Source organism: Phenylobacterium sp. (assembly GCF_030697925.1).
In the GTDB taxonomy this organism is placed as follows: domain Bacteria; phylum Pseudomonadota; class Alphaproteobacteria; order Caulobacterales; family Caulobacteraceae; genus Phenylobacterium.
Genome location: NZ_JAUYOJ010000034.1, coordinates 43,421 through 57,892 on the forward strand (window position 1 = coordinate 43,421; position 14,472 = coordinate 57,892).

Below are 14,472 nucleotides of genomic sequence, written 5' to 3' on the forward strand. Positions count from 1 at the left end.
CCGGCTTGCGATTCCGCGTTCAACCCCCACGTCTAGAGGGCAGGATCTGGGAGCTTCGGACTGTGGCGCGTAAGAGACCCAAGGGCGTGCTTTCCATGGGCTGGGCCGTGATCGAGGCGGCCGCGGCCGGACGAACGGAGCACGTTCCAACCTCCGCCGACTATCCCGACACCGTGGTGCGCCGCCTGCATTTCCACGCCGGGGCCGGCCTTGGCTGGAAGATCTCGGCCCTCACCACCCCGCGGGCGAAGACCGCGCCCTGGAAGATCGTGGTGGTGACCGGAGCGCCGTCCTGGGCCGAGTACTGGGCGCCGGTCCTGGCCGCCCTGCCGCAGGACCGCGAGATGATCGTGGTGGACCGCCCGGGCTACGCTGGCTCCGAGCCGGTGGAATATGTCGGCGACATCCACGTCCAGGCCAGGGCGCTCGCCCCGCTTCTGGAGGCCAGGTTCGGCCAGAAGGTGCTGCTGGTCGGCCAATCCTATGGAGCGGCCATCGCCTCGCTGATGGCCGCTGAGAACCCGCGCAAGGTGGCGGGCCTGGTCCTGCTGTCGGGCTATTTCGGCGAATCCGGCCCAACCGCCCGCTGGCTGCTCGATGTCGGCTCGCGCCTGCTGAAGATCATTCCCCGCGACCTACGCCACGCGGTGATGGAGGTGACCAACCAGCCGACCCAGCTGGACGGCATGCGCGCCGCGCTCGCCCGCCTCCGGGTCCCGGTTCATGTGGTCCACGGGGACAAGGACGATTTCGCCCCCATCGAGATCGCCGAACGGCTGGTGTCGGAGACCCGCACCCGGCGCCCTATGCGCTTCGAGCGGGTGCCGGGCGCGACCCATTTCATGAACGAAGGGCCCACCGAGCCCCTGTTGCAGCACATTGAGGCCTGTATTCCGCGGCCCTTCGTCTTCAAGCTACCCAGAATCCCGGGCCTGCCCAAATTGCCGTCTTTCGGCTGGTTCAAGCCCCGCGCGGAGCGCCAGCGTCAGACCGCCGCACCAGCTTGAGGGGAACCTCCCGGCTCATCCCCTCGTTGTGCCCACGGTTGGCGGGGTAACCGAGGGAACATCTCAATGACGACCAAGCTTCTTCTGGCTGGCGCTGCTTTCGCCGTGCTCGCCTTCCCGGCCATGGCTCAGACCCCAGCGGTTGCGCCCCCTGCGGGAGCCTCGTCGGCGACGAGCGCCCTGCCGCCGGCCGCCACGCCGCCGGTCAGTCCGGACCCGACCGCCGGCGCGACGTCGAGCTCGGCCGGCGCCTCGGCCCAGGCCGACACCGGCATGGCCGCCAACACCTCGGCCACCGAAGCCGACCTGAAGACCGGCGCCACGGTCACCGACTCGACCGGCGCGGAAGTCGGCAAGATTTCCAAGGTCACCAAGAAGGCCGACGGCGCGGCGCAGGTCACCCTGAGCGCCAGCGGCAAGACCATCTCGGTTCCGGCCTCCAGCCTCTCGGTCTCCGGCGGCGCCCTGGTCTCCAGTGCGTCCAAGGCGGAAATCTGGGGTCCGAAGTAGACTCCTTCCAGCGAACGAAATCCAAGGCCCTGGCTCGCGCCAGGGCCTTTTTCGTTTTCGCCGAATCCGGGCTTCGCCACGGAAAATCTCTTGGCCCGCGCCATCTGAACAGCGATAAGGTTGGCACGCGAATGCTGCGGCCATACCGCGACTTCGAGAAATCAGCCCCCCTGGGGGGCGCCGGTTAGGGGAAACGCCGTCATGAAGGCCGCAGTGCTGCGCGAAGTGGGTAAGCCGCTTCAGATCGAAGACGTCCAGATCAACAAGCCCGGCCCGCACGAGGTGCTGATCCGCACCAAGGCCGCAGGCCTTTGCCACTCCGACCTGCACTTCATGGAGGGTTCCTATCCGCACCCGCTGCCGGCGGTGCTAGGCCATGAGAGCGCCGGGGTGGTCGAGGCGATCGGCTCGGAAGTCCGCACGGTGAAGGTGGGTGACCACGTCATCACCTGCCTGTCGGCCTATTGCGGCCACTGCGAATCCTGCCTCACCGGCCACCTGTCGCTGTGCGTCTCGCCCGAGACCAAGCGCGGTCCGGACGACGAGCCGCGGCTGTCGACAGCCAACGGCCCGATGATCCAGTACCTGAACCTGTCGTCCTTCGCCGAACAGATGCTGATCCACGAGCACGCCTGCGTCGCGATCCGCAAGGACATGCCGCTGGACCGGGCGGCCCTGATCGGCTGTTCGGTGATGACCGGGGTAGGGGCCGCGATCCACACTTCCAACGTCCGCCCCGGTGAGACCGTGGCGGTCATCGGCTGCGGCGGGGTCGGCCTGGCCGCCATCAACGGCGCGGCCATCGCCGGCGCGGGCCGGGTCATCGCCATCGACATGGTCTCGTCGAAGGGCAACCTGGCCATGGAGTTCGGCGCCACCGACTTCATCGACGCCTCCCAGACCGACGCGGTCAAGGAAGTGATCGAGATGACCAAGGGCGGCGTGCACCACTCCTTCGAGGCCATCGGCCTTTCCAAGACCGCCGAGCAGGCCTTCAACATGCTGCGCCGGGGCGGCACCGCCAACGTCATCGGCATGATCCCGGTCGGCCAGACTATCACCCTGATGGGCGCCGCCTTCCTGGGCGAGAAGCGCATCCAGGGCTCGCTGATGGGCTCCAACCGCTTCCCGGTCGACATGCCGCGGCTGGTCGACTTCTACATGTCGGGCAAGCTGAAGCTGGACCAGATGGTCTCCCAGCGCATCCGGCTGGACCAGGTCAATGAGGGCTTCGCCGACATGAAGAAGGGCGAACTGGCCCGGTCGGTCATCGTCTTCGACTAGTCGAATTCGATAGAAAGAATATGGAAAAACCCTCTGCCTCGGCGGAGGGTTTTTTGTTTTCGGATTGTCGATTTGGAACAATCGGCATGATTAAGCCATTGTTAACCCTAGAAAAATCTGTGAGGGAGTGAAACCCGCGAGCCCACCACGGGTTCCCCATGCGCGGTGGCGTCGCTCGAAGGGGACTTCCCAGAATATGTCACGGGATCACGATGAAGAAATACTGGCGGTCGCACGCCTGTGGGAGGAACGGTTCGGCGAACCGCCGCCCATCCTCACCGATCCGGACCTGATGCGCTCGGTGATGGACGGGACGTACGACGAAGCAGCCTAGGAACTACTCGACGAAGAAGCCCAGCAGGGCCGGTCGCACATAGGCCTCCATCAGCCCGGTGACGTCGCCGGGCTGGTTGCGCCAATCCAGCGCCAGGGAGGCGTTGAACACCACGAGCACGAGCTGGGCGGCCAGCAGCGGATCCACCGCTCGCACCGAGCCGTCGGCCACGCCGTCGGAGATCAGGCCCGCGAAGGAATGGCCGATCTGTTGGAAGCGGATCAGCACCCTTCGGCGCATGGCGTGAGGCACGGCGGCCAGGGCGGGGTGGCGGAGCATCCGGCCGCCTTCGGCCGAGGCCTGGTGCATGGCCAGGGACACGGTGGCCAGCCACAGGCGCTCCCAGCCCGTCGTGCCGGCGGCCAGGGCGCGGCGCTTGGCGTCGTCGACCAGTTCGAAGGTGCGGGCGAAGCAGGCGGCGGCCAGCTCATCCTTGTCGGCGTTGTGGTGGTAGAACGAGCCCTTGGTGACCTTCAGCTCGGCGGAGATCTTGTCCACCGAGGCGCCGCGATAGCCCTCGCGGTTGATCAGCTTGGTGGCCGCCACCAGGAAGCGGTCGCGGGTCACCTCGTCGTTCTGCGCCACGGGCGAACCCAGGGGCAGCAGCGGCAGGTCGGGCCAGACCTGGCCCTCGGCGGCGAGGCCGTCGATCATCACATCGGCGATGCGGGCGGCGACCCGGCCGTAGTCCTCGGGTTCATAGCTGCTGAGCCAGGTGTCGGACCAGGTGAGCTGGAAGACCACCAGCCGCGAAAGCGCCTGGCGTCGCGCCGGGGTGATCCACGGCATGTCGGGGCTCTTCATCAGCCGGCCGATGCGGATGTAGAGACCGGTGAAGGCCTCAATCAGCGGCAGGTGCTGCTCGCCCTCGATCAGCGAGATCTCGCTGAAGGGCGCCAGAGGGATCTCCTGGCCGAGCGCCACCCGGCGGCGGGTCTCGTAATAGGCGGCGACGAAGGCCCGCAGGCGCGCGGCGGGCGTGGTCTGGACCTCGGCCTGCTCCAGCATGGCGTTGAACCGCGCCATGGTCTCGTGCAGCACCGCGGCGGCCAGGTCTTCCTTGCGCTTGAAGTAGTAGGTCAGGCTGACCGGATGCAGATCCATCCGCTTGGCCACCGCCGCCAGGGTGAAGCCGCTGACCCCGTGGTCGTTGAAGACCGTGGTGGCGGCGGCCATGATCGCGTCCCGTTTGGCCGCGTAACGCGCGCGGGCCTTGGGCTTGACGGCTGCGGTCAAGTTGGATTCTCCGCCGAAAACATCACCAGAAGCGCGACCTTAGTTCGGCGCGGTCCGGGTTGAAAGCTACCGCAACGGGAGGTCCCTCCCGGGCCGCCAGCTTCGCAACAAGCCGTTGTGAAGCCCCGACCCAGGGTTGGCGGCTTAGCGCCCGCTTGGCTTCCCTTGTGGTCTTGGTGGTTCGATACAAGCCTCCCAGCACCGCAGGGCTCACGCAGGCTCGTGGACGGTCGGCCTGCGTCAGAAACCGTCAGATCGACCCAAGGCGCGGCGCGAGCAGTCCCGAGACCATGCGCGCGAGGGCGGGCACGGCGACCGGCTTGCGCGCAATGAGGGCGTCGTCGACGCCCTCGAGGGCCAGGGTGTCGGCATAGCCACTGCAGAACACCACCGGCAGGCCGGGACGCAGCGCGCGCGCGCGTCGGGCCACTTCGGCCCCGTTCATCTCCGGCATGGCGTAGTCGAGCACCAGGGCGTCGGGCGTCTCGCGCGCCAACGCCAATAGGCCCGCCGGCCCGTCCGCCGCTTCGAAGACCTCGAAGCCTTCGAGGCGAAGGCCATCGACCAGGACCTGGCGCACGGCGTCGTCGTCGTCCACCACCAGCAATCGGACGCCCGACGCGCCCTCCAGGCCGCTAGTGTTTTCAATCTTGTCGGTTGCGGGAGATTCGATGGCCGATGGCTCCGCGGGCGGCAGGCGGACTCGGACGGTCGCGCCAGCGCCAAGCGCGCTCTCGATCCCGACCTCGCCGCCGCACTGGTTTGCGAACCCATAGACCTGGGCCAGGCCCAAGCCCGTGCCCTTGCCGCGGTCCTTGGTGGTGTAGAACGGCTCGAGCGCTCGCGAGCGCGTCTCCTCCGACATCCCCATGCCGGTGTCGCGCAGCCAGACCGCGGTCCTTGCCGGGCCGTCGCCGACAGCCACCTCGCGGGCCACGCCCAGGGTCACCTCGCCGCCGTCGGGCATGGCGTCGCGCGCGTTGATGGCGAGGTTGATGACGGCCAGCTCAAGCTGGTCCGGGTCGGTCATCGCCCAGGCCGCGTCCAGCGGCAGGTCAAGTTTCAACGAGATGGTGGGACCAAGCGCCTGGGCGAAGATCGGCGCGGCGTTCGCAAGCGCGCCACAGACGTCGATCGGCCGCAGGTCGAACCGTTGCGTCCGCGAGAACGCCAACAGCTGGTTGGTCACCTTGGCGCCCCGGTCCGTCGCCTGGCGTGCGCCGTCGATGTACTTCCGCCCCACGTGGTCCGCGTCCAGCTTCTTGTCGAGAAGGTGGAGGGCCCCATCGATGGCCATCAGCAGATTGTTGAAGTTGTGCGCGACCCCGCCGGTCAGCCGTCCGATCGCCTCCATCTTCTGGCCCTGCATCAGCGCCTGCTCGGCCTTGAGGCGCTCGGCCGTCTGCGCCTCGAGGTCCCGCAACGCGGCCTCCAGCGCCGCGGTCCGTTCGCGTACGCTGTCCTGGAGCTCCCGGTTTTCAAGGCGTAGCTGTCGCGTGGCCAAGGCGCGCGCGAGGACGTGCACGATGTCCGCCACCTTGAAGGGCTTGAGGACATAGTCGAGCGCGCCGGTCTTCATCGCCTCGACGGCCGTGCCGATGGTGCCCTCGCCGGTCATGATGACGCCGACGAGCGCAGGATCGCGCCGTCGCGCCTCGCGCAGTAGCTCGAGGCCGCTCATCTGCGGCATGGTGAGGTCGGCGAGCAGCACCTCGAACTTGCTCGTCTGCAAGGCGTCGAGGGCGGCTTGCGCATCGCCGAGGCCGACGGGCTCGTACCCTTGCAGGTGCAGCGTCTGGCTGAGCGCGGCCACGATCGCCGGGTCATCGTCGACGATGAGGATGCGGGGGTGATGCGGAGCGGAGACCATCAGGATCCTCCTTCCGCCACGGCGTGGTCCGCCAACGACGCCGTACAATGCCGCGCCAGGGCCTCGCGGATTTCGCCGAGCTTGGGCGGCTTGCTGAGCACCTGGTCCACGTGCGGGGGGATGTCGACCTCCGCGATCAATCCCTGGCCCCAGCCGGTCAGCAGCAGCACCGGGGTTGAGGGTGAGAGCGCCTTGATCTCCGCCGCCACCTTGCGGCCGTCGACATAAGGCATACCCAGGTCGGTGATTACGGCCGCGAACGCCTCGCCGCCGGCATGCGCGGCGCGGAAGGTGTCGATGCCAGCCTGACCGCCATTGGCGATGACGAGGAGGTGTCCATCGGTCAGTAGCGTGTCGCCCAGCGCCTTCAGCAGCACGGGATCGTCATCGACCAGCAACAGGCGCAGCCGGAGCAGCGGGGTCGCCGGACCGTCGCTCGACACGCCCGCGACCGGCGCCGTCGTCGGGACGGGGAAACTCAGGCGGGCGGTGGTTCCTGTCCCGGCGGCGGAGCGGATGTCCATCTCCGCGCCATGCCGCTGGACGACGCCGTAGACCATCGCCAGCCCCAGGCCGGTGCCGCGCTCGCCCTTGGTGGTGAAGAAGGGCTCCAGGCATTGCAGGCGCGTGGCTTCATCCATGCCGACGCCGTCGTCCTCCACCTCAACGTGGACTGCGCGGGCGTCGCCGCCGGCAGCGGCCACCTTGGTCCGCAAGGTCAGCGTGCCACCGTTGGGAACCGCATCGATGGCGTTGAGGACGAGGTTGATCAGCGCCTCACGGATCTCGCTCTCCACGCCCATGACCAGGGGCAGGTCGGGAGCGAGCTCGGTTTGCACCTCAACGACCTTCCCTCGCTGTATAGCCATGTCGCTCCAACGCGCCTTGGTGAGGTCGATGACCTGTTGCATCAGGTCGTTGAGCTTCACCGTCGTCAGGGCCAGCTGGGGTTCGCGCGGCCGGTAGAATTCCCGCATCCGGGCGATCGTCTGGGTTACGTCCTCCACGGCGCGCTGGATGACCTGCAGGTTTCCGCGGGCGGTGGGGCTGAGGCCGGTTTCCGTCTCCAGCATGGAGTCGGTGTAGAGCGCGACCGGCGAGAGCGCATTGTTGATGTCGTGGGCGATGCCGCTGGCCATCTGGCCCAGCGCGCGCAGGCGCTCCTGCTGCATCACCGCCTGCTGCGACCGGCGCAGGTCGTCGTAGGCGTGCTGCAAGGCGTCGTAGAGCTGGGCCTGGTGTATGGCGAGCGCGGCGTGCTCGCTCAGTTGCCGCAGGAACTCGCACTCGCCGCTCGCGAAGCCCTGCGCCTGGAAGCGCGCCACCACGAGGACGCCAAAGACCTTGCTCTCGATCTGCAGGGGCGCGGCCACCAGCGAGCGGAGCCCGCCGCCGGCAAGCCGCTTGGGGAACGGAAAATCCAGATCGGCGATGTCCGGCTCATAGACGAGTTGGCCCTGCACACAGCGCGACAAGCCGTTCTCATCGATGTCGACGCGCGCCCGCTCGGGCATGGCGAGGTCGAGGGCGAGCGGCTGGCTGCCCACGCCGACGGCCGCGACGGTCAATGCCCGGTCCAGACCGTCATAGAGGCACAGGCAGGCGAAATCGGCCGGCAGCTGGGTTTCGATGCTGCGCACCACGACCTGGAAGATGCTCTGGACGTCCTGGCGCTCGCCGATCGCGCGGGTGACTTCGTCGAGCAGAGCCAAGCGTTCGAGCTGGGTTCGCAGCTTGGCGTCGGCCTGCCTGCGTTCGGTGATGTCGCGAACGAAACCGGCGAAGGTGACCGCCTCGCCCGAGCGGATCTCCGTGATCGCGAACTCAACCGGGAACTCGTGACCGTCCCGATGCAGCGCGGCGATCTCGATGCGCTTGTTGAGGAGGGATGTCGCGCCGGTGGCGAGGTAGCGGTCCAGTCCCTGCCGGTGGGCCTCGCGATAGCGCTCCGGCATGATGGTCGCCTCGACCGTCCGGCCCACGGCCTCATCACGGGTCCAGCCGAAGACCTGCTCCGCCTGCGGGTTCCAGCCGGTGATCACGCTCGCGCTGTCCATCGTGACCACCGCGTCGAGCGCCGTCTCGACGATGAGGCGCGTGCGCTCTTCGCTGGCCGCGAGGGCGTCGCTGGCGCGCTTCTGTTCGGTGACATCGGTCGAGATGCCGAATACGCCGTAGGTTTGGCCGGACTCGTCCCGGAGGGGAGCCTTCACAGAGATGTAGGCGTGGGGCCCGTCGTCCTGGGGGGCGACTTCCTCCTCCGTGAGCGGCTGATCGGCCGCGGCGACCCGTGCATCCATCGCTCGGAACGTCTCGGCGATCTCTTTCGGGAAAATGTCGTGGTCCGTCCTGCCGATCATGGCGTCGCGGTCGACGTGGAAGATGTCGGCGTAGCGGCGGTTGACCATCAGGTACCGCCCCGCCAGGTCCTTGACGTAGATGACGGCCGGGCTGTTCTCGACAACGGCTTCGAGCAGCTGCTGGCCTTGCCGGCGCGCCTTCATCTCCGCTTCGAGTTCGGCTGTCCGCTCGAGCACCCGCTGGTCAAGTTCCTGGTTCAGCCGTGCGAGCCGGGTCTCCGCGCGGATGCGGTCGCGCATGTCGCGCGAGGCCATCTGCATCAGGGTAAGAAGCAGCATCAGGTTGGCCGTGACCCGTCCCAGGTGGGCGACCATCGCTGGCCCGTCGTCGGGCGCCCTGGAATAGAGCATGACGATGTTGGCGACGAAGGCTGTGGCGGCCATCCAGGCGATCGGCCTCAGCAACGGCTCGCCGGCGCGCATCCGCCACGCCGCCACAGCAACCACCGCATACAGCCAAGGCGCCGCGATCAGCGCCGGGCGGGTGATCTCCAGCGGCCCCGGTGGCAGATAGGTCGGCCCAAGCTGAAAAACGGCAGACAGCGCCGCCGCCAGGGCGACGATCACCGCGGTGTATCCAACGATGCCGCCGCCGCCGCGCCGGAGCAGCCAGAGCGCCGCGGCGATAGCAAGCGGCAACAGGTGCGTGGACGGCGGCCAGGTCGCCGCTCGTAGGACGCCCTTCGCCTGCGCGATCGCCGCCAGCGGCCCGGACCACTCGACCGTCACCAAGACATGGACCAGGTTCAACACGAACGTCGCGGCGAAGGCGACGGCCAGCCACTTCGGGAATGGGCGCTCGGCGTGGACCCCCATGTCCCAGAGCAGCAGCGCCAGGATGCCGGACAGCAGCGCCAGGCCGGTGTCCAGGATCGTGTGGAGGTCGGGGTAATCCGCCCGGCCGACTGCCAGCAACGCCCAGCCAATGAGAAAAAAGGCGACTAGCACGACGCCCGCGGCGCGAGGCAGGACCACGGCGTCGGAGGTTGCTGTCATGTTGTCCAATCCAAGCCACCCGAAGGCTTTCGCTGCGTCGATCCCGCAGTGGCTGGGGACCACATTGCGCGATCGGCACACGTGGACACTGCGAAGGTGAAGCTCGACAACTTCAGAGCGTATCACAGTGGCCGCTGGCGCCTATTGGAGATGGCCAGGCGCCGCTGGGCGCCCGCCGAGCGCTAGCGGCGCAGGCCCACGCGGTCGGTCTCGGCCAGGGCCAGCTTCTGGGCGTCGGCTTCCTGCTCGGCGTCCTCGCCGCGCACCATGCGGTCGATGCGGTTCTTCTGGGCGCGGAAGGCGGCGAGTTCGGAGCCGGCCAGGACCGTGCCCTGGGGCACCTTGGCGCCGACGGGGTTCACCCGCTTGCCGCCCTTCCAGATCTCATAGTGCAGGTGAGGGCCGGTGGAGGCGCCTGTGGAGCCGACATAGGCCACGACCTGGCCCTGGCGAACCCGCGTGCCGGGCCGCACGCCCTTGCCGTAGCGCGAGAGGTGGGCGTAGCCGGTCTCCCAGCCGCCCGAGTGACGGATGCGCAGCCAGTTGCCGTAGCCGCCCCAGCGGCGCGCCTCGACCACCACGCCGTCGCCCGAGGCGACGATGGGGGTGCCGGAGCCGGCCCCGAAGTCGATGCCCTGGTGCATGCGATTGAAGCCCAGGATCGGGTGGCGGCGCATGCCGAAGCGGCTGGTCATCCGCGCCCCGTCGACCGGCGTGCGCAGCAGGAAGCCCTTGATGTTCTTACCCGTCGCGTCGAAGTACTGGACCTCGCCGCCAGCCCGGTTGAAGCGGTAGAATTCGATGCCCTTGATCGAAGCGTATTCCAGGTCGCCGGTGCCGATGGTGCGACCGCTCTCCGTGACCGTGCGGTCGAAGACCAGGGTGAAGTCGTCGCCGGGCTTCAGGTCGCGGTCGAAGTCCACCTTGTGGGCGAACAGCTTGACCATGCTGCCGACCATCGAGGGGTTGGCGCCCAGGCGCGAGGCGCTCTCGTAGAGCGAGCCGGTGATCTCGCCGCGGGCCACCGTCTGCTCCTCGCGGATCTTCTCCTCCATCTCGCGCAGGCGCATGGCGCCGTCGAAGGTGCGCGACAGGGTGATGGAGTTGGCGGGGCCGGTGCGCAGCGACAGGCCGACCAGGCGGGCGGGGCCGCGCTGGCCGCGCGGGTGGGCGACGGCGGCGTCGAAGGCCATGCCGGCCTTGATGTGAACAGTGTCCATGGCCTCGCCGAGCGCCTCGACGGCCTGGCGGGCTTCATCCGGGGCGACCCCGGCGCGCTGGACGGCGTCCTCGAAGGTCTCGCCGCGCTGGATCTTGACCGGAATGCTCTCGGGCCGGGTGAAGCCCGGCTGGGCCTCGGCCTGGGTGAAGGCGGCGTGCTGCAGGGCCGCGATGGCGGCGGGGTCGAGTGGCGGTTTGGCGGGGGCCAGGCTTTCCGTGGCGGTCAGGCGCCAGCCCAGGGCCAGGGCGGCCAGGCCGGCCACGCCGACCATCAGTCGAGGCGTGACGCGGAAGGTCGGACGTCGCGGATCGAACTCTTGCAATCTAAGCCCCCACAATACTGACGACGCCCAAGGCCCGAAGCGCGAGCCTTCAAGACGGGCGTCGAAAACGATGTGTCCGGCGGCAGGGTAGCGTGTCCCGGGCCTCCACATCGTCAACGGGTTTGGTTAATCCCGGGTAAGTCTTTTCCGAGACCGCGGCGCGACGGATTCGCACGGCCCATTTAGAGCAGACCCAAGACCAGCTCGGCAGGACGGCACAGCGCCGCACCCTTGGGGGTGGTGACGATCGGGCGGTTCACCAGGATCGGGTCCATGATCATCGCCGCGATGATCGCCTCGTCCGAGGTCGAGGGGTCGGTGAGACCCATCTCCACCGCCCGCGTGCCGCGCTCGCGCAGGATCTCGCGGGCGCTGACCCCCATCCTCAGGGTCAGGGACTCCAGCTGCTGGCGGCTCCAGCCAGTGGTGAGGTACTCGACGACGGTGGGCTCCAAGCCCTTGTCGCGCAGCAGGGCCAGGGTGTTGCGCGAGGTCCCGCAGTCGGGGTTGTGATAGATGACGATGTCGCTCATCCGGCCTTTCTAGCCCGCCCGGCCTACCAGGTGAACCGCCGAGAGGCCGCCGCGACCGTGGCGCTGTCCGTGTCGAAGGCCATCACGTCCGCGGGCCGGGGCGGCAGCGGCTTGGCGCCCGCCGGCCAGGTCTCGATGATCGTGGCGTAGCGGACCTCCATCCCGCCCGGGCCGCCGGCGCGGAAGGCGACGGTCACGCCCTGCGGCGCGTTCTGCCACCGGACCCGGGTCCACTGGCCGGCCGTCTCCAACGCCTTCACTGGCCGGCCGTTCACGCTCACGCCGGTCAGCGCCGTCGAGGGCTTCAGGTCCAGGGCGGCGATCCGAGCGCCGGGCGGCAGGGTGAGGCTGAGCGTCTTGGCGCCGCCGGGTCCCGCCGTGAAGGCAAGCGTGGGACCAGCCACATTGACAGGCTTGGCCGGAGCGACCCGCAGCTCGCGCCGATAGATGAGCGGCAGCTTCTCCCGGCTGACTTCACCGCCGTCGGCGGTCAGGACCTGGCTGGCCCAGGGCGTGATGTCCGGCGTACGGCTGACCCGCAGGGCCCGGTTGGCGTCGAGGTCCACATAGTAGAGAACCTGGCTCGCCCGCGGATGACGCGCGCTCCACGGCGGGTCGTGGCGCACCACGGCGACGACCACGAAGCCCAGCAGCAGGATGGCCAGGCCCAGGGTGCGGGCGTTCTTCTCGTTCTCCAGGGGCTGGACCAGGGGCCAGATCACCATGGCCGACAGCCAGACGACCAGGGCCAGCAGCTCGGGCAGGTCCAGGCCCTGGAAGATGCCGTGGCCGAAGCCCAGCAGCCAGCTCAGGGTGAAGGCCCCAAGCGCCGTGATGAGCGTCAGGCTCGCCCCCGACCGCCGCGCGCCGAGCGCGCTCAGCGCGGCGGCCGCGGCGCCTATGGTCACGGGCCAGGCGACCAAGAAGCCGGCGGGCGCGGCGAAGACCTGCAGCCCGACGGCGGCGAGCAGGCCGCTGATCAGCAGGCCGGTCCAGGCGCCGGCCACCCCGGTCGGCCGGCCGAAGCTCGCCAGGGCCAGCACCGCACCGGCGGCGCCCAGGCCCGCGCCGATCGGGTCCCAGCCGGCGAAGATCGAGCATGCGAGGCCCGCGGCCAGCGCCAGCACCGCGGCGGCCAGCCGCATGCGTCCGCGTCCGGCCGCCGCCGCGGCGGTGACCAGGGCGCCGACGCCCAGGATCAGGACGGCGATCTCCCAGCGGTTGACCTGGGCCAGCAGCACCCGTTGCTCCATGAAGCCGAAATCGGCGCCGGTCGCCCGGCGTCCCACGCGCAGCAGCGCCGCGGAGATCGCGATCAGGTAGAGGGCCGCGCCAAGGCCCTTGGCCACGTCCAGCCAGGGCAGGGCGCCGACGCGCCGAGCCTGCCAGACGCCCAGGCCGAGCAGGATGACGGCCAGGGCCAGGACCGCCCAGCCAGCGGGCTGGGGATAGGCCAGGATGTGGTCGCCGAAGGTGTTGGCGTAGACCAGGTCGGGAGCCTTGCCGGGCAGGGTCTCGGCGAAGGCGAGTTCGCGGGCCGCCGAGAGGGTCTGCACGCCCATGTGCTGCAGGGATCCCTTGTCGAGGTTCGCCGGCGTCGAGGTCGGGGCGTGGTAGTCGAACTGGCGGCCGATGAAGGCGTAGTTCAGGCCCGGGGCGCCGGCCCTCTTCGAGACCGTGAAATCGGTGTCGTTGGGCATCTGTTCGTACAGGAACACCGTCAAGGACGAGGAGGCGGGCGAGACTGCGGTCCTGCGGAAGAGGTCGATCACCTCGCCATTCCGAGGGCCGGTCTGGAACATCTGCGCCCGGCCGCCGCCGCCACGCGCCTCCATGTTGATGACGAAGCCGATGCGCCTGGCCAACGGGTGGTCGGCGAAGAAGGCCTCGGCGCCCAGCAGGCCCGCCTCCTCGCCGTCGGTGATCAGCAGGATCACGTCGCGGGCGGGCCGGCCCCTGGTCTTCAGGGCGCGCACGATCTCCAGGGCGGCAGCCACGCCGGCGGCGTCGTCGGCCGCGCCGGGGGAGCCCGGGACGCTGTCATAGTGGGCCATGATCGCCAGGGCCGGGGCGGTGCGGTCGGCGCCGGGCAGGATGCCGATCAGGTTCTCCACCCGCCCGCCGATGACATAGACCTCATCGCCGAATTCGTGGCGGGCCGCGGCGTCAGTGGCCTGGACCTGGGTCTCCAGGCCGAGCGTTTTCATGCGGCGGAGCAGGTAGTCGCGCGCCCTCGCGTTCGCTTCCGAGCCGATGGGGTGCGGCGTCCGGGCGATGGCGACCACGTCGGGCAGGGCGCGGGCGGCGGAGAAATCGGCCTGGGGCGCGGTGATCGGAGCGGGCGCCGGCGTCTGCTCGGAGCGCCAGGCCAGGCCCAGGGCGATGGCCAGGCAGACGGCCAGCGCGATCAGTCTTCCCACGGCCCCGCCTCCCCAGCGATCTCAGTGGGCCGCAACCTAGCCGGTCCTTCCCGGTAAGCGAAGCGACACGCCGATGGGGACCCCATGCTGTTCAGCTTCCTCCTCTCCCCCCGAAGGCGGGGGGAGAGGAGGAGGTTCGAATGTGGTCGTGCTGATTGACGGGGGCGCCAAAAAGAAAACGCCCGCCGGAAGGAGCGGCGGGCGTTCGGGTCTTTTTAGAGAGGTGGGCGGGTCGCTCAGGCCGCGACCTGGCCCTCTTGCGGGTCGCGCAGCACGTAGCCGCGGCCCCAGACGGTTTCGATGTGGTGCTTGCCGTCGGCGGCCGCGGCCAGCTTCTTGCGCAGCTTGCAGATGAACACGTCGATGATCTTCAGCTCG

Annotated in this window: 11 protein-coding genes; 4 read left to right on the forward strand and 7 right to left on the reverse strand. The window is 69.1% G+C overall.

Features of this window, described 5'->3' with window-relative positions:
• Positions 1-62: 62 nt before the first annotated feature.
• From Q8Q88_RS03915 to Q8Q88_RS03930, 4 genes are all read left to right on the forward strand, one after another.
• The gene (locus Q8Q88_RS03915; RefSeq protein WP_305673892.1) at positions 63-1,007 is read left to right on the forward strand and encodes an alpha/beta fold hydrolase; all 945 of its coding nucleotides are present in this window, start codon (positions 63-65) and stop codon (positions 1,005-1,007) included.
• A 66-nt stretch (positions 1,008-1,073) separates the two neighbouring features.
• Positions 1,074-1,517, forward strand: coding sequence for a hypothetical protein (locus Q8Q88_RS03920; RefSeq protein WP_305673893.1), 444 nt, complete (start codon positions 1,074-1,076; stop codon positions 1,515-1,517).
• A gap of 201 nt (positions 1,518-1,718) precedes the next feature.
• The gene (locus Q8Q88_RS03925; protein WP_305673894.1) at positions 1,719-2,801 is read left to right on the forward strand and encodes a Zn-dependent alcohol dehydrogenase; all 1,083 of its coding nucleotides are present in this window, start codon (positions 1,719-1,721) and stop codon (positions 2,799-2,801) included.
• A gap of 196 nt (positions 2,802-2,997) precedes the next feature.
• Complete coding sequence (locus tag Q8Q88_RS03930) at positions 2,998-3,135, forward strand: hypothetical protein (RefSeq protein ID WP_305673895.1); 138 nt, start codon at positions 2,998-3,000, stop codon at positions 3,133-3,135.
• A gap of 3 nt (positions 3,136-3,138) precedes the next feature.
• Here the strand turns inward: Q8Q88_RS03930 and Q8Q88_RS03935 are convergent, their stop codons facing one another.
• The 7 genes from Q8Q88_RS03935 to Q8Q88_RS03965 form a co-directional block, all read right to left on the reverse strand.
• Positions 3,139-4,371, reverse strand: coding sequence for a TetR/AcrR family transcriptional regulator (locus tag Q8Q88_RS03935; protein ID WP_305673896.1), 1,233 nt, complete (start codon positions 4,369-4,371; stop codon positions 3,139-3,141).
• A gap of 250 nt (positions 4,372-4,621) precedes the next feature.
• Positions 4,622-6,241: a response regulator gene (locus tag Q8Q88_RS03940; protein ID WP_305673897.1), complete on the reverse strand. Its 1,620-nt coding sequence runs from the start codon at positions 6,239-6,241 to the stop codon at positions 4,622-4,624.
• Positions 6,241-9,597 (reverse strand): PAS domain S-box protein, encoded by a 3,357-nt coding sequence (locus tag Q8Q88_RS03945; RefSeq protein ID WP_305673898.1) that lies wholly within the window; start codon positions 9,595-9,597, stop codon positions 6,241-6,243. Before Q8Q88_RS03945 ends, Q8Q88_RS03940 begins: the two co-directional genes overlap by 1 nt.
• A gap of 182 nt (positions 9,598-9,779) precedes the next feature.
• Entirely contained in the window at positions 9,780-11,141 is a 1,362-nt protein-coding gene (locus tag Q8Q88_RS03950) for a M23 family metallopeptidase (RefSeq protein ID WP_305673899.1), read from the reverse strand.
• Positions 11,142-11,323: 182 nt separating this feature from the next.
• The gene (arsC, locus tag Q8Q88_RS03955) at positions 11,324-11,674 is read right to left on the reverse strand and encodes an arsenate reductase (glutaredoxin) (RefSeq protein ID WP_305673900.1); all 351 of its coding nucleotides are present in this window, start codon (positions 11,672-11,674) and stop codon (positions 11,324-11,326) included.
• A 23-nt stretch (positions 11,675-11,697) separates the two neighbouring features.
• Positions 11,698-14,094: a M20/M25/M40 family metallo-hydrolase gene (locus tag Q8Q88_RS03960; protein ID WP_305673901.1), complete on the reverse strand. Its 2,397-nt coding sequence runs from the start codon at positions 14,092-14,094 to the stop codon at positions 11,698-11,700.
• Between the two features lie 236 nt (positions 14,095-14,330).
• Positions 14,331-14,472 (reverse strand): helix-turn-helix domain-containing protein (locus Q8Q88_RS03965; RefSeq protein ID WP_305673904.1); only part of this gene is annotated, 142 nt, incomplete at its 5' end.

What these genes read in the sequence shown, in the direction of transcription:
- Q8Q88_RS03940 (WP_305673897.1), bottom strand. Translation starts at nt 6,241, where the DNA reads ATGGTCTCCGCTCCGCATCACCCCCGCATCCTCATCGTCGACGATGAC.
- arsC (WP_305673900.1), bottom strand. Translation starts at nt 11,674, where the DNA reads ATGAGCGACATCGTCATCTATCACAACCCCGACTGCGGGACCTCGCGC.
- Q8Q88_RS03930 (WP_305673895.1), top strand. Translation starts at nt 2,998, where the DNA reads ATGTCACGGGATCACGATGAAGAAATACTGGCGGTCGCACGCCTGTGG.
- Q8Q88_RS03945 (WP_305673898.1), bottom strand. Translation starts at nt 9,597, where the DNA reads ATGACAGCAACCTCCGACGCCGTGGTCCTGCCTCGCGCCGCGGGCGTC.
- Q8Q88_RS03920 (WP_305673893.1), top strand. Translation starts at nt 1,074, where the DNA reads ATGACGACCAAGCTTCTTCTGGCTGGCGCTGCTTTCGCCGTGCTCGCC.
- Q8Q88_RS03925 (WP_305673894.1), top strand. Translation starts at nt 1,719, where the DNA reads ATGAAGGCCGCAGTGCTGCGCGAAGTGGGTAAGCCGCTTCAGATCGAA.